The 22298-nt window shown below is 45.9% G+C and carries 22 protein-coding genes; 12 read left to right on the plus strand and 10 right to left on the minus strand.

Annotated features, from left to right (window positions below):
- The first annotated feature begins 13 nt into the window (after positions 1-13).
- On the plus strand, positions 14-802 hold the full coding sequence (locus H8K32_RS05155; protein ID WP_186911406.1) for a helix-turn-helix domain-containing protein: 789 nt from the start codon (positions 14-16) through the stop codon (positions 800-802).
- Here H8K32_RS05155 and H8K32_RS05160 read toward each other — a convergent pair.
- From H8K32_RS05160 to H8K32_RS05180, 5 genes are all read right to left on the minus strand, one after another.
- On the minus strand, positions 775-3030 hold the full coding sequence (locus tag H8K32_RS05160) for a patatin-like phospholipase family protein (RefSeq protein WP_186911407.1): 2256 nt from the start codon (positions 3028-3030) through the stop codon (positions 775-777). The two genes, H8K32_RS05155 and H8K32_RS05160, sit on opposite strands and share 28 nt — an antisense overlap.
- Before the next feature lie 108 nt (positions 3031-3138).
- Positions 3139-3690, minus strand: a complete 552-nt coding sequence (locus tag H8K32_RS05165; RefSeq protein WP_186911408.1) for a GNAT family N-acetyltransferase — start codon at positions 3688-3690, stop codon at positions 3139-3141.
- 216 nt (positions 3691-3906) lie between these two features.
- A complete protein-coding gene (locus tag H8K32_RS05170) occupies positions 3907-4851 on the minus strand; it encodes a hydrogen peroxide-inducible genes activator (RefSeq protein WP_186911409.1) in 945 nt (314 codons plus the stop codon).
- 207 nt (positions 4852-5058) lie between these two features.
- Entirely contained in the window at positions 5059-5973 is a 915-nt protein-coding gene (locus tag H8K32_RS05175; protein ID WP_186911410.1) for an SDR family NAD(P)-dependent oxidoreductase, read from the minus strand.
- A gap of 223 nt (positions 5974-6196) precedes the next feature.
- Positions 6197-6679, minus strand: coding sequence for a GNAT family N-acetyltransferase (locus H8K32_RS05180; protein ID WP_186911411.1), 483 nt, complete (start codon positions 6677-6679; stop codon positions 6197-6199).
- Between the two features lie 19 nt (positions 6680-6698).
- Here H8K32_RS05180 and H8K32_RS05185 point away from each other — a divergent pair, with 19 nt between their 5' ends.
- Together H8K32_RS05185 and H8K32_RS05190 are read left to right on the plus strand one after the other, a co-directional pair.
- Complete coding sequence (locus H8K32_RS05185) at positions 6699-6983, plus strand: hypothetical protein (RefSeq protein ID WP_222613016.1); 285 nt, start codon at positions 6699-6701, stop codon at positions 6981-6983.
- Between the two features lie 113 nt (positions 6984-7096).
- The gene (locus tag H8K32_RS05190) at positions 7097-7561 is read left to right on the plus strand and encodes a hypothetical protein (RefSeq protein WP_186911413.1); all 465 of its coding nucleotides are present in this window, start codon (positions 7097-7099) and stop codon (positions 7559-7561) included.
- 71 nt (positions 7562-7632) lie between these two features.
- Here the strand turns inward: H8K32_RS05190 and polA are convergent, their stop codons facing one another.
- A complete protein-coding gene (polA, locus tag H8K32_RS05195) occupies positions 7633-10422 on the minus strand; it encodes a DNA polymerase I (protein ID WP_186911414.1) in 2790 nt (929 codons plus the stop codon).
- On the opposite strand from polA, the gene H8K32_RS05200 reads away from it, so the two are divergent.
- Entirely contained in the window at positions 10423-11160 is a 738-nt protein-coding gene (locus tag H8K32_RS05200) for an LOG family protein (protein ID WP_186911415.1), read from the plus strand. It begins immediately after the preceding gene.
- A 73-nt stretch (positions 11161-11233) separates the two neighbouring features.
- Here the strand turns inward: H8K32_RS05200 and H8K32_RS05205 are convergent, their stop codons facing one another.
- The gene (locus H8K32_RS05205) at positions 11234-11590 is read right to left on the minus strand and encodes a DUF1304 domain-containing protein (protein ID WP_186911416.1); all 357 of its coding nucleotides are present in this window, start codon (positions 11588-11590) and stop codon (positions 11234-11236) included.
- Between the two features lie 56 nt (positions 11591-11646).
- Entirely contained in the window at positions 11647-12090 is a 444-nt protein-coding gene (locus tag H8K32_RS05210) for a thioesterase family protein (protein ID WP_186911417.1), read from the minus strand.
- A 260-nt stretch (positions 12091-12350) separates the two neighbouring features.
- Here H8K32_RS05210 and H8K32_RS05215 point away from each other — a divergent pair, with 260 nt between their 5' ends.
- The 5 genes from H8K32_RS05215 (at position 12351) to H8K32_RS05235 (ending at position 18002) form a co-directional block, all read left to right on the plus strand.
- A complete protein-coding gene (locus H8K32_RS05215; RefSeq protein ID WP_186911418.1) occupies positions 12351-12959 on the plus strand; it encodes a response regulator in 609 nt (202 codons plus the stop codon).
- Positions 12956-14098 carry a sensor histidine kinase gene (locus H8K32_RS05220; protein WP_186911419.1) on the plus strand — a complete coding sequence of 381 codons (1143 nt, stop codon included), beginning with the start codon at positions 12956-12958 and terminating at the stop codon, positions 14096-14098. Before H8K32_RS05215 ends, H8K32_RS05220 begins: the two co-directional genes overlap by 4 nt.
- A gap of 68 nt (positions 14099-14166) precedes the next feature.
- Positions 14167-14565 carry a response regulator transcription factor gene (locus tag H8K32_RS05225; RefSeq protein WP_186911420.1) on the plus strand — a complete coding sequence of 133 codons (399 nt, stop codon included), beginning with the start codon at positions 14167-14169 and terminating at the stop codon, positions 14563-14565.
- Positions 14562-14966, plus strand: a complete 405-nt coding sequence (locus H8K32_RS05230; protein WP_186911421.1) for a response regulator — start codon at positions 14562-14564, stop codon at positions 14964-14966. The genes H8K32_RS05225 and H8K32_RS05230 overlap by 4 nt, the downstream gene beginning before the upstream one ends.
- Before the next feature lie 93 nt (positions 14967-15059).
- Complete coding sequence (locus H8K32_RS05235) at positions 15060-18002, plus strand: CHASE domain-containing protein (RefSeq protein ID WP_186911422.1); 2943 nt, start codon at positions 15060-15062, stop codon at positions 18000-18002.
- Positions 18003-18035: 33 nt separating this feature from the next.
- Here H8K32_RS05235 and H8K32_RS05240 read toward each other — a convergent pair whose 3' ends face one another.
- A complete protein-coding gene (locus H8K32_RS05240) occupies positions 18036-18458 on the minus strand; it encodes a GNAT family N-acetyltransferase (RefSeq protein ID WP_186911423.1) in 423 nt (140 codons plus the stop codon).
- 83 nt (positions 18459-18541) lie between these two features.
- Between H8K32_RS05240 and H8K32_RS05245 the strand changes: the two genes are divergently transcribed.
- A complete protein-coding gene (locus H8K32_RS05245) occupies positions 18542-19192 on the plus strand; it encodes a class I SAM-dependent methyltransferase (RefSeq protein ID WP_186911424.1) in 651 nt (216 codons plus the stop codon).
- A gap of 294 nt (positions 19193-19486) precedes the next feature.
- Positions 19487-20203, plus strand: coding sequence for a tRNA (guanosine(46)-N7)-methyltransferase TrmB (trmB, locus tag H8K32_RS05250; protein WP_186911425.1), 717 nt, complete (start codon positions 19487-19489; stop codon positions 20201-20203).
- Positions 20204-20290: 87 nt separating this feature from the next.
- Here the strand turns inward: trmB and H8K32_RS05255 are convergent, their stop codons facing one another.
- Positions 20291-21157: a sterol desaturase family protein gene (locus H8K32_RS05255; RefSeq protein ID WP_186911426.1), complete on the minus strand. Its 867-nt coding sequence runs from the start codon at positions 21155-21157 to the stop codon at positions 20291-20293.
- A 204-nt stretch (positions 21158-21361) separates the two neighbouring features.
- Here H8K32_RS05255 and H8K32_RS05260 point away from each other — a divergent pair, with 204 nt between their 5' ends.
- Positions 21362-22276 carry a LysR family transcriptional regulator gene (locus H8K32_RS05260; protein ID WP_186911427.1) on the plus strand — a complete coding sequence of 305 codons (915 nt, stop codon included), beginning with the start codon at positions 21362-21364 and terminating at the stop codon, positions 22274-22276.
- Positions 22277-22298 lie beyond the last annotated feature (22 nt).

Genomic DNA, 22298 nt, shown 5'->3' on the forward strand with positions numbered 1-22298 from the left:
TTAAAGGGAAGCCATGAGTTCACCTGAGTTATTACTGAATGTATTGCGCGCTGAGCTTCGGGCTGCTGGAGTGACCTACAAAATTCTGGCTGAACGGATAGGAATGAGCGAGTCCAGCGTGAAGCGTATGTTCGGCCAAAAGGATATGAACTTATCGCGCCTGGCAGAAATCTGCAAAGCAGCCGGTATCGCATTGGAAGACGTGTTTCGCCAAGCGGCGGATGTGACACCGCATTCTGATACCTTAACGCTGGAACAGGAAAAATCTCTGATTGCAGACGCCAAGCTTCTGTTGGTCGCTATTTCTTGCCTAGGTCACTGGACGCTGGAGCAGATTGTTGAAACGTATGAGTTGAGTCAGGCCGAATGTGTCCTGCATTTGATTGCCCTGGATAAGTTGGAACTGATTGAGTTACGTCCAAATAATCGTTATCGTCTGAACGTTTCACCAGCTTTTCATTGGCGCCCCGACGGCCCCGTGCAGCAGTTTTTCCGCGATCACGTCGTGAGTGATTATTTTAAAGGTACTTTTAATCACACTGGTGAAACCTTGCTTTGCGTACCGGCACGGGTTTCTGATCGTAGCGCCATGGAAATCGTACAAAAAATTCAGCACCTTGCTGCGGAGCTCGCGCGTTTGCAGCAAGATGATCGCCGTTTGAAACCAGAAGAGCGCGATGGATTTACGCTCTTGGTTGGTTTCCAATCATGGGAATTTTCTGCCTTGACTGCTTTACGCCGCCCAGAGACTAAACCTGAACTCCCACGTACGACTCACCAGATAGGGCTTAAGAAAAGATAGACGGCGGAGCCCGCGCCACGGGTTGCTCCAGCACCAAAAAACAGTGGGCCAAAGCGGGTGTCGACTGACAAGCTAGCGCTACCAGCCTGCTTTAAAATACCTCTGCTAAAAGGTTCGGTCGTACCGTAGGTACCTCCGACTTCCGCGGACAAGGCAAAGCGGATCGCGCCACCCACTGTGCTGGGCAGTGCACCTATTTTACGCGCTACTACGATCCGCCCAAACACACTTCTATCGCCGTTCAACGAGTTCGTTGGTAATCCTGATAATCTCAGAAAACCACCCAGCGGTGTATCCGGATCTTTGTTTTGTGTACGCGACCACTCACCGTATATGTGTCCTGACCAGTCGCCATATTCAAACGCCCGCAAGGCACTGATGGTGGATTCCGCTGTGGAAGGTTCTCCTGAGACTTTGCTTGGTGATCTTTGCCAAATGGCATTGACGTAACTGCCTTGCGTAGGGAAAACGAGCGAATTGAGTGTGTCTACTTTAAAATTAATAATTTGGGTAGTGTCAAAAAAGCGCAGATTAGGATCGAAAGTTTGTTCAGGGTCTGATGATAATTCCGAGTTAATCTTTCTATACCCTCTCTCTATACCCGCTTCAAGGCTTCCCCAATTACCGAATTGTCGTCCTACTAAAAATGTGGCACTGGTGTTGCTGATTTCTCTGTTGGCGATCTTGACTCCGCTATCATAAACATTTTGGTTGCGGGCGCTGTATTCGATTGCTGGCGCAATATACCACTGTGAAGCGGGTGCTAAAGGTTGCCAGAACTGCGTTTTGAATTTTCTGACGCTACCAATTTTTGCCAACGTACGTAGCTCCCCTCCGTATGAATTAAGTGAGGAAGCGACGTGCATCAGATCTAAGGAAAAGCTATTTTCGTCAGAAAAATTGCTGGCGAGTTCCATTCCGAAGCGCAGGCGATTGCGACTGGAATTCGATTCAGTTGGTTTAATCAGAACACTGCGTTCTCCTTCTTTATCGCTGATCATGGTTTCGACGTTGTCCAAATCTCCCCGACCATAAAGTCGCGTTGTTGCCTTACGAATTTGCTCTTGAGTCAGTACCTGACCTTCCTCTAATCCTGTCTGAGAAATCAAAGCAATTGGGTTGATGTATTGCGTGCCCTCGACTTCGATCTTTGCAACCGGCAATGCTGTGATGGGTGTTTTAGTGATTGATCCGGTGTATAAACGGTGCTCTTCGTAGGAAGAAAATTTTTCCTGAGAAATGCTCAGGTTTTGCAATTTTTCTTTTAAATTTTCAACGGCTTTTTCTCCCGCTTTGATGGCGCGTGGATATTGGGCGAAATCAAGAAAACTAATGCCATCAAGACTGGGCGAAATTAAAATATCATCGGATTTTAATTGCTTGATTGAGCGTTGCACATTTTGTTCGGTAAGGATTTGCAGCATTTGCGTTGCCACATCGACGGCACTTTGCAATTGATGCTCTTTGGCTAAAGGTGTCCCGACATTGACTGCAATAATGATGTCTGCGCCCATTGCCCGCGCCATTTCTACAGGAAGATTACTGACCAGACCACCATCGACGACGAGCTTTTCTTTAATACGTACCGGCGCAAAAACACCTGGTACCGCAAGAGAGGCGCGCATGGTTGCCAGCAATGGCGTGTTGTCCAGTTCGACCAGATCACCCGTTAATAAATCAGATGCGGCTGAACGAAAAGGTAAGGCTAGTTGATTTACAGGATGGTCACGCATGCCCTCGGGGAGCAATTGTGTCAATGCGTTCTCTAAGGCTGCGTTGCCAGCGGCCGCAGGAGGTAGAAACACGCCTTTCTTGGTTGCTGCAAATTCTATCCTGGTCGGGATCAGTGTATCTTCTTCTTTACGTCTGAAATCTAAATCGGTACGGGCAGGTCGATCTGAGAGGACATTGTCCCAGTCGGTATCATGTACCGTCTTTTCCAATTCTTCTGGCGTGCGTCCGGCAGCGTAGGCACCACCAACGACGGCACCCATACTTGTCCCTACGACGATATCGACCGGAATGCGCATTTGCCTTAGTGCACGTAATACGCCTATGTGGGCGAACCCACGCGCACCTCCGCCCGAGAGTACTAAAGCAATGCGTGGTCGATTTTGCGGTAAGTTCGTATCAACGGAACTATTCGTATTGGTTTGCGCAATGCTTAGTGGTGAGATAAAGAGTAGGCATAGAATGGCGTAAGAGTAGTAAAGACGGGGCAATAGCATGTTGAAGCAAGCTCTCTGCAAACATTGAACGACGGTAGACAGAAATGAATCTGAAAAGTTCAAAAAAGACAACATTATAATCTTTTTGATGGGAATCCTGAACCAAGATTATTCAGGCACCGTCGTGTTGATTAATGCGGTCAGTAAATGATCACGCCATTCACCGTTGATTTTCAGGTAGGACCTGGCATAACCTTCTTTTTCGAAACCAAGTCGTTCTAAAACGCCTGCACTGCGCACATTCTCTGGCAGGTAATTTGCCATGATGCGATGCAATTTTTCTTGTTCGAACATATGTTGAATGGCAGCCTTTAGTGCTTCAGTCATATAGCCTTTTCCCTGATGGGTATGTGCTATCGCATAGCCGAGATGGCATGCTTGAAATACGCCACGAACGATATTGCTGAAATGGCAGTTGCCTATCATTTGTTGGTCACACATCAGCGCCAGGAACACACCATTCCCTGCTGCCATTTGTTGTAATTGTTGATGTAAGCGTTCCTCGCATTGCGCTAGTTCAAAATAACGATCATCCCTGATAGGCTCCCAAGCGGCGAGATGCTGGCGATTTTCTTGCAGGTAGTGCTGTAGAATGCTCGCATGTTCTGGTTTTAAAACACCTAAGCTCAGGCGAGGCGTAGTAATGGAGTCAATGAGCATCTTCGTCGCTGAATAAGGAATTGAAATCGGTTAATTCTTGGCGCTTGTTTCGGCTGCTATCGAAACTCTTCTTGATCCAACTATCTCGAACACTAAGGCAAAGCACTGACGCTCCGTACCAATTTGAGTGGGAGCATAAAGCACTTGTGGCTATACATGGTTGATAAAAATAATCAACGAAGAGAAGATTGTGTCAGTAAAAATTGCGTCACGACTTTATTGCGCGCTGGCGCTTTCGTTTAACATGGTGACACCTGGCAGGTCGCAGGCGAGTACGGCTTCGCGTATCGCTTCTATCGCAGCCTGGCGGGTAAAACTCTTGCGCCAGGCTATCACCACGCGGCGATCCGGAACCGGCTTGGCAAAGCGCACGTAACGCAACATGCCATCAGTGGTTTCCATGTCGGGTACTGATGCGATTGGTAGCACAGTTAATCCTATTCCTGACGCCACCATATGGCGTATGGTTTCTAAGGATGAGCCTTCAAAGGTGCGGGCGATGCCGTCACCTGTGGTTGAGAAACGAGCCATTTCCGGACACACTTCCAGCACCTGATCGCGGAAGCAATGACCATTACCGAGCAACAGCATGGTTTCTGATTTCAATTCTTCTGACGAAACTTCTTTGCGTTTGGCCCAGGCATGATCTTTGGGCATGGCAACGACAAAGGGCTCATCATATAACGGTTGAACCATCATTCCTTGTTCAGGGAGCGGCAAAGCCATAATCGCCGCATCCAATTCGCCCTGGCGTAATAGCTCTATGAGTTTGACGGTAAAATTTTCCTGCAACACCAGCGGCATTTGCGGCACGCGCTGTATCATCGTTTTGACTAAAGTTGGCAGCAGGTAAGGGCCAATGGTATAAATCACACCGAGTCTGAAAGAGCCGGCGAGAGGATCTTTGTTTTGTTTAGCAATCTCTTTAATTGCAGCAGTTTGCTCAAGAACCCGCTCGGCCTGCGCGACGATTTGCGCACCGAGTGGCGTGGTTGAAACTTCTGTTCCACCGCGTTCAAATATGGTCACTCCCAACTCATCTTCGAGTTTTTTGATCGCAACGGACAGCGTCGGTTGTGCAACAAAACAAGCTTCTGCTGCATGACCGAAATGCTTTTGCCGGGCGACGGCGACAATATATTTTAATTCTGTGAGTGTCATGAGCTTAGTTTGGCACAGACTTTCGCTGGCGTCAGCAATCTGTTTTGTTTAGGACTTCAAAAATACGAAAAATAGGGGGAGTATATATTTCATCCCATTATAAAATAAGAAGAAATTTCCCAAAATAGAATCATACTCAGGTGGAGTATAAATTTCGTTCGCTTGTTAAATATGCAAGCGAACGAAACTCATATAGGCAAGAACTTCTTAATTTTTTTGCATTTTACTCATGGCCTTGCTCAATTCCAGATGCCCTTGAGCGGTGCCACTTTCAGGCACAGTTTCGCCTTCGCGCTGGCGTACTTCTGCCAAACGGGCAGCGAGTTGCTCAGGCGCATCTTGACCGCGACCGACCCAGATTCCTGGCGTCAACGTGATATTAGCTGCTTCAAAACTACCCGCTCCGGCACAAAGGATGGCGCGGGTTGGCGCATCCTGGGCTGCCAGCACCAACATTGCGGGTACCACGTCTGAGGCCTTGAGTGCCTGTAAAAATTCGGCAGGGAATAAGCTTTCTGTCATTCGAGTAGCTGCGGTAGGTGCCAGACTGTTGACGCGAATATCGTATTTGGCGCCTTCTAACGACAAGGTTTGCATCAATCCTACCAACGCCAGTTTTGCCGCGCCATAGTTCGATTGTCCGAAGTTTCCGTATAAGCCTGATGATGAAGTCGTCATCACGATACGACCATATTTTTGTTCAGTCATGACTGGCCACACCGCTTTACAGCAATGTACGGCACCCATCAGATGGACATCCATAACGAGTTTGAAATCATCAATTTCCATTTTGGCGAAACTTTTATCGCGCAAAATCCCTGCGTTATTGATCAGGATATCGACCCGACCCCATTGCGCGATCGTCTCTGCGACCATCGCTTGCACGGCGGCGAAATCTGTCACGGAGGCACCATTGGCGATTGCTTCACCGCCAGCAGCACGTATCTCTTCTACGACTGCTTGTGCTGCGGTTAACGATGACCCGGAGCCATCGCGCGCACCGCCAAGATCATTAACGACTACTTTGGCACCGCGTGCCGCCAGTGCTAATGCATGCTCACGCCCTAAACCGCCACCAGCTCCAGTCACAATTGCAACTCTGCCTTTGAAATCAATAGTCATTTGTTTTCCTTTAAACGATGTTGTTGAATCGATCCGCTTTGCTTATTACTTTTTATTTATTACTAAACCTGAATGAGGAAATATCTCTTAATCCGCATGAATGTCGAACAACATTGTAATTGCTGTCTTTACCGCAGGTACATGCAGGCATCAATTTATTTAGGAAATTGCCTCCAAAACACGGAAAAGATCGTCCTGTTTTTCGTACTGTATTTGTTCATTGCTAAGCAAACTTTTTTTGCATCATGATTGCTCCACCCATGGCGGGATTCAATTCATAACTGCTAAATCCCTGATCTATATACAAAGCATGTGCTGGCGCGTTGCCCTGTAAAACTTCCAGAGTGATTTTGCAATAAGCGTGGGTTTGCGCAAAATCGCTGATGAAGCCTAATAATTTTTTGGCGATTCCCCATCCTCTGAAATCGGGATGTACGCCAAAATCATGGATATTCAGTAAAGGCTTACAAGCGAACGTAGAAAAACCCTCTATGCAAATGGCAAATCCAACCGCCTGATCATTCTGATAGGCGAGAAAACCACGAATATTTGGGCGCTTTTGTAATTCGGCGATCAGGTTTTGTCGTACAAAATCTGATAACGGTTCGCCACCACCCATGGGGTCGCTGGCATAGGTATTTAGCATCAATACCAAATCGTCTGCATGCTGCACTTGCTGTAAGTCGGCTTGGAGAATGGTTAGCATAATGAGATAAATAATATAAATGATGAATGCAGTTGAAGTGCTACGGTATTCCTTGTTAGTGAGTGAAGGTTTGTCGCAAAATGACTTTATTCGCAAAGCGTATCGGCTTGCAACTGCACCCAAATTTTTTTTCAAAATCCTCTCTCACGCCATAAAAGCATATTGTAATACTCCTGATACAAGCCGATGCATTCTGAATATGACAAATGGCTGTTTGCAAGGCTATGATGCTCGGCTTGATCAAATTTTAGCGGTGAAGATGATGGGAGCGACAAGAATATTCAATGTCAACCGTCTTTCTTAATGGCCGTTAATGGTAGCACTGCACCGATCAATAAATGATGAAATTTGATGTTCATTATCGTAGTTCGGCGCATGATCAAAATGACTTCTTAAAATCTGTTTAAAGGAATTGCCATGAGCAAACTCGTAAAATGCCTGATCCCTTTTGCACTTGTTGTTGGGTTGTCCCCTTTAGTGTCGATGGCGCAGATGGTACCTGGTAAACATCCAGCTTATTTACATGCACTGACTGATTTGCGCACAGCACGCTGGTTTCTGTATCACCAAGCGGGTGATGCTAAAGTTTATGCAGGTGAAGATAAAGGTATTAATGAAATTGATGCTGCGATTAATGAAATCAAACGGGCATCTATTGATGACGGTAAGGACCTCAATGATCATCCTGGTGTTGACGTAAAAGAACACGGCAGCCGTTTATTGAAAGCGATCGAAACGCTGAGAAAGGCACATGCTGATATCGATAAAGAAGAAGACAATCCAGATGCACATGAATTGCGTCATCGTGCTTTGGAACATATTGACCGTGCTATCAAAGCCGCTGAATCTGCTCATGCAGAATGGTTGAAAGAAAAGAAATAAACTTTGCATCATAAAAAAAGCCGAGCAGTCAGCATTGTCTGATTGCACGGCTTTTTTAATTTCAGGCTGATTTAATGCGCTTCTTCCCAGTTTGTGCCGACGCCGACTTCAGCCAATAACGGGACATTTAATTGAGCGACATTGGCCATCAGTTCCGGCAATTTTTTCTTGACCAGTTCGAGTTCAGATTCTGGTACTTCGAGCACCAATTCATCGTGAACTTGCATAATCATTTTGGATTGCAGGTGATCTGTTTCCAGCCAATTTTGTACCGCAATCATTGCCAGCTTAATTAAGTCTGCAGCTGTACCTTGCATAGGCGCGTTAATCGCCGCACGCTCTGCACCCTGACGGCGTGGACCATTTGGGCTATTGATTTCTGCCAGCCACAGACGGCGACCAAATACAGTCTCGACGTAGCCATGTACCTTGGCTTTGGTGCGTGTATCAGCCATATATTGCGCGACGCCTGGATAACGTTGGAAATATTTGTCGATATAGTTTTGCGCCGCACTGCGTTCTATACCAAGATTACCTGCCAGTCCAAATGCACTCATACCATAGATCAGGCCAAAGTTAATGACCTTGGCATAGCGGCGTTGTTCGCTGGTTACTTCTGGCAGCGAGACACCGAAAATTTCTGATGCCGTTGCCTTGTGTACGTCTTCGCCATCAGCAAACGCTTTGAGCAAACTCGCATCACCAGAAATATGCGCCATGATACGCAATTCAATTTGCGAATAGTCGGCAGAGATAATCACATTGCCAGGAGCGGCAACAAACGCTTCACGGATGCGGCGCCCCTCGGCTGTGCGTACCGGAATATTTTGCAAGTTCGGATCATTCGAAGCCAATCGACCGGTCACTGCTACGGCTTGCGCATAATTGGTATGAACACGGCCTGTACTGGTGTTGACCATTTTTGGTAGTTTATCGGTATAGGTCGATTTGAGTTTCGCTAAACCACGGTATTCCAGCAACACTTTTGGCAGTGGATAATCTTCCGCCAGTTTTTGCAATACTTCTTCATCAGTTGATGGTGCACCTGAAGGTGTTTTTTTGACGACCGGCAGACCGAGTTTGCCAAAGAAAATTTCACCCAATTGCTTTGGGGAATTTAGATTAAATGGTTGTTCCGCGAGTTCATAGGCTTTTTGTTCCAGCTCTAACAAGCGTTTGCCGATTTCATTCGATTGTGTTGCCAGCAGGTCTTTGTTGATCAGAACGCCATTACGTTCAATTTTTTGCAGAACGATAGATGTTGGCAATTCTATGTCGTGATAAACGCGCTGCAGATTGGCGTCAGGCTCTATTTCTGGCCACATCGCCAGATGCAATTGCAGTGTGATGTCAGCATCTTCAGCGGCGTAGGCGGTGGCGCGTTCCAGATCGACCTGATCGAAGCAAATTTGTGCAGCGCCTTTGCCGCACACTTCTTCAAAGCTAATGGTTTTTTTTCCGAGATGACGTAAAGCCAGACTATCCATATCATGCGATTTATGCGATTCAAATACGTACGATTCCAGCAAGGTATCGTGTTTGATACCGCGCAGATGTACACCTTGATTCGCAAAAATGTGGGTGTCGTATTTCAGGTTTTGCCCAACTTTTGCTTTGCTATCATCTTCCAGCCATGGCTTGAGTTTTTCTAACACTAATGCCTTCGATAGCTGTGTTGGACAGTCACCGTAATTATGTGCGACGGGGATATAGCAAGCGTGTCCGACTTCACAACACAGTGAGATGCCAACTAATTGTGCTGTCATTGGTTCTAATGAGGTGGTTTCCGTATCCACGGCGGTTAAACTGGCGGCGTTGATGCGATGAATCCATTCATCCAATGCCGCTTCCGTCAACACGGTTTCATAGTTTTTAATAACGACTTTCGCTTCGCTTTGATTGGCGTTTGCGTCTTCATTAAATAAACCAGCTTGTGCTGGCGTATTGCCCGAAGAGGTAGATGCAGATCCAGAGCTAAGTGGTGTTGCGCCAGCTGTGGCATCGCCGGATAATTCACGCAACCAGGTTTTAAAACCATAGCGCGTGAAGAAAGCGAGCATTGCTTCTTTGCTTTCTGCTTGCGATACCAGACTCGCTTGTATCGATTGATAATGTGCGGCAAGGTCGCAATCTGTTTTTACTGTAATCAATTCACGACCGCGTGGTAACCATTCAAGTGCCGCACGAAGGTTATCACCGACCACGCCTTTGATTTTGTCAGCGTTCGCGATCACACCATCTAAACTATCGAACTCCGTCAGCCATTTGACCGCCGTTTTGGGGCCGCATTTTGTCACGCCCGGGACGTTATCGACGGTGTCGCCAATCAGTGTCAAATAGTCGATGATGCGGTTCGGTGGCACACCAAATTTTGCTAATACGCCAGGCTCATCCATTTTTTCATTGGTCATCGTGTTGATTAACATGACTTGTGGATTGACCAGTTGCGCCAGATCTTTATCACCTGTTGATACCACGGTATTCATACCGACTTTGCTGGCTTCTACCGCCAGTGTGCCGATCACGTCATCGGCTTCTACGCCTTCGACCATCAGAATTGGCCAACCCATGGCTTTGACGACTTCATGGATAGGTTCAATTTGCAGTCGCAGATCGTCAGGCATTGGTGCACGTTGGGCTTTGTATTCCGGATATAAATCGTCGCGGAATGTTTTGCCTTTTGCATCAAATACGCACGCCATGTATGCTGCCGGATAGTCGCTACGCAGGCGGCGCAACATATTGATCATGCCGTAAATGGCACCGGTGGGTTCGCCTTGCGGGTTGCGCAGATCAGGCATAGCATGAAAAGCACGGTACAAATAGCTGGAACCATCAACTAACAACAGGGTATTTTGCATATGAACGAGAACAGAAAAAATGTGACTAGGTTGCGCCAGATTATGGACAAAGATAAGGCAACTGCCTTAAAAGCGCGTGAATCATGGCATATGTTCACGATTATGGCAGAGTTTATCGACTCTACCGAGCGCCTTTCAAATATTGGCCCTGCGGTGACGATTTTCGGATCAGCCAGAATCAAGCCGGATGACCCGTATTATCAAAGTTGTGTCGATTTGTCGCGCCGCTTGTCCGATGAAGGGTTCGCAGTGGTATCTGGAGGCGGCCCTGGCATTATGGAGGCGGCTAATAAAGGTGCTTATGAAGGCAAATCGGCCTCTGTAGGTCTCAATATTGAATTGCCACATGAGCAAAAAAGCAATCCCTGGCAAAACATCAGCCTGACTTTCCGTCATTTCTTTGCACGTAAAGTCGCCTTTGTAAAATACGCTGATGCCTACGTGGTTTATCCCGGCGGTTTTGGCACCATGGACGAGGTCAGTGAAGTCTTGACCTTAATGCAGACGGGAAAAACCCGGCGCATACCGGTGATATTGGTTGGAACTACCTTTTGGAGCGGTCTGCTCGAATGGATCAAGGTGCAAATGGCAGGTAATGGCATGATTGCGCCAGAAGACCTGAATCTGGTGCAATTAATTGATGAACCAGCCAATATTGTCGACGCGATTTATGCGTTTTATGAAGAGCGTAATATCGAACCTTCCGAAGAAGAACGACACCGCATGCTGTATTTGTAATTTTTATATAGTCATTGTCGCATTGGCTCGAAAACAAAAATGGCAGAGATCACTCTGCCATTTTTGTTGTGGCTTATGCCAGAAAAACTAATATCAAACCGATTGCCGCCGGAACACTCTGTATGAACAAAATCTTGCGGCTGGCGGTCGCAGCACCATAAACGCCAGCGATAAACACGCAAGACAGGAAAAAAATTTTTACATCATGACCAGCCGCACCCAACAGCAAACCCCAGAACAATCCGGCCGCTAAAAAGCCATTATATAAGCCTTGGTTTGCAGCTAGTACTTTTGTCGCCGCTGCAGACTCTTTGGTTTGCCGAAATGCACGCAATCCTGCTGGTTTTTCCCACAAAAACATTTCCAATACCAGAATGTACACATGTAAAACTGCGATGAGTGCGACAACTATATTTGTAACTACTTGCATAGCAATCCTTCTGAGGCCATAAGTGCTGGTGGACAATCAATCTAGCTGGGTTTTATCTAATCGATGTAATTAACGCGGGAAAATTTTGCCTTGAAATCGTCCGGCATTGCTACGACTTTTCCAGCCTGATAGTCAAAGAAAACAAAACCCGATTTTGCCATCGCGACTAAGGTCTGGTTGGCGGGGCGAGAGATGCGGAAAATAATATCGCCGCCATATTTATTAAAATCCATCATTCCGACTTCAAATAGCAATTGATCACGCGCATGCGCCTCGGCCTTATAAGTCGTTGCCAGATCAGTCACGATAATACCAATACCTTCTTGTGCGGTTTCGCGAATACCAAATTCAAACAAAAATCGTGCCCGAGCTTCCGAAATCATAGAAATCATTGAATCATTGCCGAGATGATTTGCGCCGTTGATATCGGTCACCCGAACTGTCAGGGGTGTGGAAAAGTAGTACTGGTCTTCAGGAAATTCTAATTGCAGGCGTGCCATAAAAACTTTTTAAAAAATATGCATAAGCCGTGATTGTAACTGGCTTTGAAGAGGCAAAAGGGAATTTCGTTATGTATGTTTTTTGCTAATTACATGTGTTTCCTAGATGTCGAAAGTCAAATTAGCCTGATCGGGAATATTTTTTAAAGCAAGTTATTTATTAAATATTCTTCATAAGTAGATTTAACAATTGTTGAAATGTTGCTCCTTGTAAATACGAAATAAACGCATAGTATGAAAAAAACGAAGCGAGGTACGTCATGAAAAGCGACCTGAAACTTGATCCTGATGCTGAAACAATGTCGACCCGCGATGCCGCTGAAGTTCTCAAGGTCAGCATCAGAGCCGTGCAAATGTGGGTGGCACAAGGTCGTCTTCATGCCTGGAAAACTCCCGGCGGTCATCGGCGGATATTTAAAAGCTCTGTCGATGCGATGTGTGCCGCGCGCTTTCCCTTTGTGGATGCTGGAGAGACATTTGATATTTTGGTTGTGGATGATCAGCCTTTGCATACAAGTCTGACTGATTTTTACGCCAGCATGCCCGGAGCTCCCATCAAGGTTTTATCAATAAAAAATTCTCTCGAAAGCCTGATACGGATAGGTGAAGCACCGCCACATTTGTTGATTACCGATGTCGTGATGCCACATGTGGATGGTTTTCAATTTTTAGCGACATTGAGTAAACACTCATGGTCTGAAACGATGAGGATCATCGTCACAACCAGATTATCGAAACAAGAAATGGATGACTTGGGTGGACTACCTTCAGTAATCGAATGCTATAAAAAACCGGTTGTGTTGCCTCAGCTATTAAAAGCGATCAGTAAGTATGTAGAAACATGGAAAATGTGCAGGAGCAGATCATGAATGCCCAGATGAAAATTTTCTTTGATGCTTTAAGCGATGGGGTTGCCATTGTGAACAAAGAAGGCATCGTGCAATACGTCAATGATCCAGGAAATACCGTATTTTCTGCCAAAATCGGTATGCCTTTTCCTGATCCACGAATAGTCAAAGGTGTGCGCGATTTAGCAGCAGGATTTGGTAAAGCGCCCTTGAGTGTCCCACTGCCAACACAATTGGGTAGTCCCGCTGGCTGCATCGCCAAACTGATGCCGTTACCAATTGCCGATCAGTATGCAATCGTGACACACATTCAGACCGAAAAACAATTTTATGAAATGACCTTAAAAAATTTCTACGAATTCATCAGGATTGATCTGGCACGACCAATTCATCAGTTCGCTCAACAACTGGATTTTTTTTCAGAAGAGGATAGTTCGCCTGAAATGCAAGGTCTGGTAGAAAATGGCAAAGCGATTTCAGAACGCTTGCAAAGAATCGAAATGTTGGCGGAGCTATTTGGAACTTCACCTTTGGTTGATCAGGAACGTTTGCTTTTTGAAACCATGATTACAAGCGCTTTGAATGCCGAGAATAAGCAGTTGGAATCGCGTGGTCTGGAAATCTATTTAGATGGTCTTGATGCTGAATTACCTCCTGTCTATGGAAGTAGCATCTGGCTTACGCGGGCTTTACGTGAGTTGATCAACAATGCGGCGCGTCATGCATTACCAAAATCGCGGTTAGAAATCGTCTTGCGTTGTACAGGTACGCACGTCATTCTGAGCCTGCGTAATCATGGGCAATTTGCCAGTAAATCGCTGTTACAGAAAAAATTATTTGTGCCTTTTAATCAGGTTGAAGAATACGTTAAAGATAAAAAAGCCAGCGGTTCTAAACCAGGTAGTACACCAGCAAAAGGCCCTGGTTTAGGTCTGCCGATTTGCCAGCAAATTCTACATTTACATGGCGGTCGCATGACAGTAGTTGAAGGCGACGGTGATGACATCATCGAATTTAATCTGGAATTAGCAACCGGTGCGCCAGTTAATGATACGCAAGTCCTGGATGCGCAGCAGGCGCAACGCTATGCCCATGATATGGTCGCTTTAATGCAGCGCATGCAATCAGTAAGAGTGGCGCAAGCGGTCGAAAAAAAATGAGATCAATTATTGAATGCAAGTCTTTGTTGTAGGTCATCGTTGTAGGTTGTTGTGTAGCGGAGGCGAAAATGAAAACCAAACGCATACTGATCGTTGAAGATCAGGCAGATATCCGGAAATTAATTCGTATGACACTCGATTTTGGTGACTATGAATTACACGAGGCCGATAACGGTGATAGTGGCTATAACCTGGCATTGACGGTTGCACCGCACATCATTTTGTTAGACGTTATGATGCCGGGCAGTATGGATGGTTTGCAGGTTTGTGAAAAACTGAAGAAGAATCCAGACTACTTGCATACCAAAATCATTATGTTGACCGCCAGAGGTCAGCAATCGGATATTGATACTGGTCTCAAAGTTGGTGCTAATTCTTACATGATCAAGCCATTTAGTCCGCTCGAATTGATGGATACCATAGACCGTTATTTTGCCGAAATTGAAGCTAGTGGAGTCATAGCATGAAACCAACAATTTTAGTTGTCGACGATCAGTCGGATGCGCGGCAAATGGTACGTATGGTGATGGAAATCGAACGTTACCCTGTGATTGAAGCGGGTAACGGCGAGCGAGCGCTGGCACTGGCACATGAGCACAAACCAGCATGTTTAATTATGGATCTGCGCATGCCCGGCATTGTCGATGGATTTGCTCTATGTCAGGCGATTAAGGGTGATCCTGATTTGTGCCTGACACCTATCATTATTTTGAGTGCATTTTTTCAGAAAGACGAAAAAACGCTTGGGTTCCAATTTGGCGCAGATGCTTTTTTTGAAAAGCCTTTTAATTTCTATCAATTGATTGATGAAGTCGATCGCGTCATTTCTCGCCGCGCACAATTGCCCGTTGAAATGAATCATGGTTGAACAACGTTTTATGGATGTCTTTTTTAATGCTAATGCCATGCTCGCTACATTCTAAGTTTCATTAGATGTGCCCAAAATGGGTAGGAGAAAATCATGAACCAGCAGCAATCACAAGTCGACGTTCGCCCATCGCGTCATCCGATTTTCCGGTTTCTCCGAAAAGAATGGTTGGGTTGCCTGATTCTGGTGGCGGGTTTGAGCATCTCTTATGCGATATGGAGTATCAGTATCCGTAATCACGAGGATATAGAAAAATCGCGATTTATCAGCACAGGCGAACTCATCACTACGTCTTTAGCGCGGCGCATGAATAGCAACGAACAAATCCTGCGTGGTGGCGCGGCATTGTTTAATATGAATAACAATACCTCACGTGAACAATGGCGCACTTATGTCTCTAGCTTACGTCTTGATGAAACTTCACCTGGCATACAAGGGGTTGGTTTTATTTTACGCGTAGCTGACAAAGATAAGGCTGAGCATACGGCAAAGATACGCGCTGAAGGTTATCCTGAGTACACAATTCATCCACTTGGGCAGCATAGCGATTATCTGACTGTTGTTTATATCGAACCATTTTGGGGACGCAACTTGCATGCGTTTGGCTACGATTTGGCTTCAGAAACGGTTAGAAGGAATGCGTTAGATTTGGCGCGAGATTCGGGTGAGCCTTCGTTGACCGGGCGGGTTAAATTAGTGCAGGAAGGTAAAGAAGGAAATCAGGCCGGATTTCTGATGTTTCTGCCTATTTATACACACGACCTGCCCAGAGGATCTGTTGAGGAGCGTCGTGAATCCTTACTCGGTTATGTCTATATTCCTTTCCGCGCCGAAGACATGATGCGTAACGTTTTAGTGAATGTTGACCCAACGGTGGGGGTTGAAGTATTTGACGGTAAAGACTTAGACGAAAAAAATATGCTATTTGCTAATGCGCCAATGAATCAATTTGATAATGCGCATTATGTCAGCATTCGTGAAATGGAATTTGAAGGTAAGGTCTGGACGCTGCGCTTTGCCAGCCTCCCAGCATTTCAAGCCTTATCGAACAATATGATTAGCCACATGATCTTTGCCGCAGGTGTGTTGGTAACCTTTTTGTTGACCTTCGTCGTCACCAATCTTGCTGCGACACGTAATCGCGCCTTTGGCATGGCAAAGGAAATGACAACCCAATTGAGCCATAGTGAAAATGCCTTAAGAGCAGTTCTTGACTCCGCTGCTGATGGTATTTTGCGTGTCGATGGCAATGGCAGGGTGAAATCAGTAAACATGGCTGCTGAGCATATATTTGGTTTGTCTTCTGATATTCAGTCTGATTTTCCGCTGGAACAAATTATTGACGGAATGGATGTCAATAAGTTGACAGAGGTATTAAATAGCTATGGCAATGCTGGCAGTGCGATGCGTAGCGCCAGATTTGAGTCTTTTGGTATTCGATCATCTGGTGATCAATTTCCATTGGCAGTTTCATTAAGTCAATTTAATCAAAATGATGAAGTGAATTATTCCTTGATGGTCAGGGACATTAGTGACGACAAAATGGCAGAAGCGATTTTGCAATTGCGTTTAAAAGCGATAGAAGCTGCAAATAACGGTATTGCGATCGCAGATATGACGATGCCTAGTCAGCCTATCATTTATACCAATCCTGCTTTTGAACGAATTACTGGATACACCGCAAGTGAAATGCTAGGTATGAATTGCCGTCTCCTGCAAGCAGATGATCGCTTTCAATTAGAAATTGCGGAACTCTCGCAAGCCATTAAGGAAGGTCGTGAATGCAAAGTGCTACTACGTAATTATCGCAAAGACGGTAGTTTGTTCTGGAACGACTTATCCATCGCACCCGTTGTCGATAACGATGGACGCATCACGCATTATGTCAGCAGTCAAAATGATGTGACTGATCGCGTGTTAGCAGAGGAGAATTTACGCATCAGATCAATGCGTCTTGATGCCATTTGCACTTTGAGCCCTGATGGAGTGGTTGCTTTTGATGCCAATGGAAAACTCACCAACGTCAATCCGGCATTTTTAGAAATGACAGGATTTAGCAATATCCAATTATCAAACTTAAGCATGCAGGAGTTTGATCAATTGATGGAGGCATTGTGTGATCCTGCACATGCTTACGTCTCAGCACATGATGAAAATATGATGAATCTGGTGCTCGATTCTGATGATGACATGGTACAGGCGAGGCAGCAAATGGTGTATCTGTCGACACCGCAGACCAGGATATTAATCCGCTCTATACGTGTGGTTGCGGCGGGTTCTCTGGAGCAGGTTATTTACTTCCGCGATGTAACACGCGAAACCGAAATTGATCGCATTAAGAGCGAGTTTCTATCGACTGCAGCGCATGAGTTACGTACCCCCATGGCGAGTATTTTCGGTTTTTCCGAACTCTTATTACGTCGTAAATATGATGAAGTAACGCAAAAAGATTTGCTTGGAACTATTAACCGTCAGGCTGGCATCATGATTAATCTGATCAATGAACTGCTGGATCTGGCTCGGATAGAAGCACGCGCAGGCAAGGATTTTAAATTTACGGTACAGCCAATCGCTCCGATTGTTGAAAATGCCGTAGCCGCCTTGTTGGTCAATAACGATCCACGTCGCGTCAATGTCACTATCAGCGAAAATTTACCTAAGGTGAATGTGGATGCTGAAAAAATTGGCCAGTCCTTGATGAACGTATTAAGCAACGCGTATAAGTATTCACCAAACGGCGGCAATATTGATCTTCGTATATTGTGTGAAGAGCATGATGAGGTGAATGAAATCGGCATACGCGTCAGTGATCAGGGCATAGGTCTTACGCCAGCGCAGTTGTCACGTTTGTTTGAACGTTTCTTCCGTGCTGACCCATCCGGCAATATTCCCGGCACGGGTCTTGGTATGTGCATCGTCAAAGAGATTATTGAACTGCATGGAGGCAGGGTGGATGTTCAAAGTGAAAAAGACATCGGTACTACCGTCACGCTATGGTTACCAACGATCAGAGAGCAAGAGTTGCTGGAGGCATAATCGCGGTCGGTAGGGAATAGTCCCTACCTTCTTTTATATTTTGATCGCCATCCCAACTGACCGCGGCGCAGTGTGCTTAAAACCAAACTGTGCATACAAATCCTGTGCTTTTCCATCAGCGATCAGACTGACATACGCGCTGGAGGGGACTTCATCTTGAATAAATCGCATAATTTCTTGCATGATGATTTTCCCCAAGCCTTTGCCCTGATGCTCTGGTAATACCGCAATATCGACCACCTGATAAAAACATCCCCCATCACCAATGATGCGCCCCATACCGATCGTCGTGTGCTGATGGATGATCTGCACTGCAAATAAACTATTGATTAAGCCGCGACCCGCCGCCTCAATAGTTTTTGCGCTCAAACCACTGGCGCTGCGCAAGCGGCAATAATCTTCAATGCTAGGTGTTGACAATGCAGTGCTGTAGCCGGGCGGTAGTGTGATACGCATGCTCTTAAAAGGTAGTCAGAAATAAAAGGCAATGTTATCTTATTTTTAAACAATCAGTTTTATCTTATAGAAAGTATTTAGGAATGCTCCCCGAAGATGATTGCCTGGCTTCAGTTAAATTGTTCAATCAATTTGCAGAACGCTATGCAGAAAAATATTTTGACCTTGAGCAATATGATCGTTTCTATGCGATGTTCGCTGCGCAGTTGCCGCATGCTGCGCGGGTGATTGATATTGCTTGTGGTCCGGGTAATGTGTCTGCTTACCTGCTAAGACATCGTCCTGATTTATCGTTGACTGGCGTAGATCTGGCGCCGAAAATGATAGACATTGCGCGGCAGCGCGTGCCGGCGGGACAGTTTTTTGTCGGAGATTGTCGCCGTTTACATGAGCTTGCAACAGACTGTGATGGGGCCGTGTTTGCATTTGGATTGAGCTATCTGAATCAGACTGATGCGGAGCAATTTTTTACCTCGTTGAATCGCGTATTAAATGCGGACGCCGTATTGTTATTGAGCACAATTTCAGCCTCTGAGAGTTCTTCACGTTATGAGCGATCAAGCAGTGGCGATGAATTGTTGACGGTGTATCGTACTCCACAAAAAATTAGCGATATGCTGGTGAGTTACGGTTTTGAAGTGCAGTTTGTTGAGTTAGTGGCGAGCCCGGCAAATGCGCCATCTCCAACGCAGGATGTGGTTTTGATCGCCAAAAAGCTGACACAACAGATTTAATTTCCACCAAAATATCGATCATTTTTAATATTTTGTCAGCTTTTACCCTGGCGATCGTGATAGCTGTCTCCGGCTAAGGCGCTGATTTGGTTCAGGTTTTGGCTATCGTGCGCTGGCTCTGTTAAAATACGGCCTTTACGGAACTGAAATACCATCGAAAGCCGCTTTGTCAAAAGCGGGCGTAAAAAAAGGGTGAAAAAAGCAGATTGCCGGATCATTGCCTGATTGATGTTTTTTAACGCCCTTCGATGTTGTTCAATTGTTCCAGATCTTCCTCTTTTGCTAAGTTCCCGTATGTCTGATTCCAAACCTGCTGATAGCGGCAAGCCGCTGTTTTATGACCCTACTGAGCGCCGTATTCGTAGCTTTGTGACCCGCGCCGGACGCTTGTCTGATGCGCAGGCGCGAGCGATCGAGACGCTTGGACCACGTTTTTGCGTTCCTTACCAAAAGGCGTTGCTTGATGTTGATGCGACGTTTGGACGTACCGCACCAACTGTATTTGAGATTGGTTTTGGTATGGGCGAAACCAGCGCCAAAATCTCGGCCAGCATGCCCGACAAAAATTTTATCGGCGTTGAAGTACACACGCCAGGTGTCGGTAGCTTACTCAAGCTGACCGAAGAAATGGGTTTGCAAAATCAACGCATTATTCAACACGATGCGTTTGAAGTGTTGACCAATATGATCGCGCCCTTGTCACTGCATGGTGTGCACGTTTTCTTCCCAGATCCATGGCACAAAGCGCGCCACAACAAGCGCCGCTTGATTCAGGGGCCATTGGTACAATTGCTGGCATCGCGTCTGGCACCTGGTGGCTATCTGCATTGCGCAACCGATTGGGAAGATTATGCCGTGCAAATGCTGGAAGTATTAAGCGCTGAGCCAACATTAAAAAATACCGCTGAAGGTTATGCGCCACGTCCGGATTATCGTCCAGTAACCAAATTTGAAAACCGTGGATTGCGGCTCGGTCATGGTGTGTGGGATTTAGTGTTCGAAAAAATCTAGTTTTGTAGTCCTACCTGCATAGGGCGGGTGTAACCATCAACTCCGATCAAATGTACAGCCCGCGCGGGCTGTACCTGCCCTACAAACTCACTGCTCTTGCGCCAAAGCTTCGTCAATAATTACCTTCTCTTTTCCCAGCGCAGAATGACTACGTTTGGATTTGAGTATAGGGTAAAACAATTCCGCCAGCCAGTTTTCTTTGCCATATAGCAGATCATCTTGTAAGCCAACTTTGGGTGGGTAACGCCGTGTGATCAATGCTGTCCCAAACAAAATATCCCAGAAAAATAAGAAATTCCCATAGTTGCCGCGGTAATGACCGATGCCATCATCCATAGTTAGTGCGTGGTGTGCATAGTGCGTTGCCGGTGTTGAAATAGTACGCTCCACCAGCCACATCACATGCTTCATGACAGGCATTTCATACAATGGCTTATCCCAGGGGTTGGCGCTGTGCGCACCGATAATGACTGCTAGTTTAAGGATCACGTAGACTACATAAACGTCGCCAAATCCAAGATAAATTAAGATAGACGAAATCCATATTCCTGGCATCGCAGCGTAATAGAAAAAGTTATTTCTATAGACGACACGGATGCTCATATAGGCCGCCGAGTGATGCGCGCGATGGAATGGCCACATCCACGACGTGTGTGAGAGGCGATGCCACCAGTATTGCGTCAAATCGTCTGCCACCAGCAGGATCAAAAACATGCTCCATGCTGGTAAATAACTATACGCATTATGCTGCGATGGGAAAAAATGCATCCCCAAAAAATTCACCGCCACCACAATGCCTGGCTGTATCAGCGTGAGCAACAGAAGCAGCATCGCGCTGTCAATTTTCCAGTCGTCTTTTGAGGCGCCAAGTTTGCTAAAACGGCCGCTGACCACCTCTACTAGCCCAAAGCCAAGATAGATCGCCGTAATGGCGATGAGTTGAATCGGGTTCATGAAAAGTCTCCAATGTGTTGTACAAACAGGCATGTCCTGTTGTTTTCGCTCTCTGATGTAGCGTTAAGCCCCATTCTTCTCTTGTATTTGCTATTCGTCCAATGCATTATTTTATGATCTTTAATGAGTAAAAATCATTATTGCGATGTTTTTGATGGCCTGCCGTTCAGGTCAGACACATACCAGAAAAGGTAGGGGGCAGTTATGGATCTCCGGAAACTTCGACACGCCGTGGTCTTATCGGAAGAATTGAACTTTGCTCGGGCGGCGCAAAAAGTCAATCTGACGCAATCTGCCCTAAGCCGCAGTATCCAAAGCCTGGAAGACGAACTTGATGGCAAGTTATTCGACCGCACTTTACATGGGGTTAGCATCACTCCCATTGGGTTACGGGTGGTAAAGCGTGCGAAAGAATTGCTGATCGACGCTAACAATCTACGCCATGAAGTCACACTCATGCAGAACCACGAAATGGGGGACATCCATTTTGGTGTAGGCCCTTTACCCGGTGCGACCTTTTTACCACCCGTGTTGGCGCAGCTATTGAATGACTATCCAAAGCTACGCACGGAAGTGAATATCAATAACTGGAATGCCTTGCTGAATCAACTATACGATGAGCAATTAGAGTTTTTTATTGCTGATGTACATAATCTGACCGAGGACAAAAAAATTACCGTACAAAGGTTTTCGCGTCAATACGGCGGTTTTTTTTGTCGGCGCGAGCATCCGTTGGTGGGAAAAGCATTCAACAATAAACAGGAGGTTTTTGAATATCCTTTGGTCTCAGTGCGCTTACCTGAGAGCGTCAACAATGAATTGCATAAATATTTTGAATTGGCAGCCGATCAGAAATTTGAACTCTCTTTGACATGCGATAACCCAACCTTGCTGCACTACGTTTGCTTACACAGCGACAGCGTTTTATTGAGTACCTATCCCGTCGTTCAGACAGAAATTGAGCGCGGTACCATGTGTGAATTAACTATGCCAGACCAAATTGAGGTGTATGCAGAAATGGGTATTGTGACGCTGGCAGGCAGGAGCTTATCACCTGCCGCCAGTTGGTTGATTGAGAAAATCCGTCAATACATAGAAATACGCAAAAGTGACAATTAATATTAAGTGTATTGAGAGCGAT

Origin of the sequence: Cognatundibacterium jejuense (assembly GCF_014284255.1) — a bacterium.
In the GTDB taxonomy this organism is placed as follows: domain Bacteria; phylum Pseudomonadota; class Gammaproteobacteria; order Burkholderiales; family Burkholderiaceae_D; genus Undibacterium; species Undibacterium jejuense.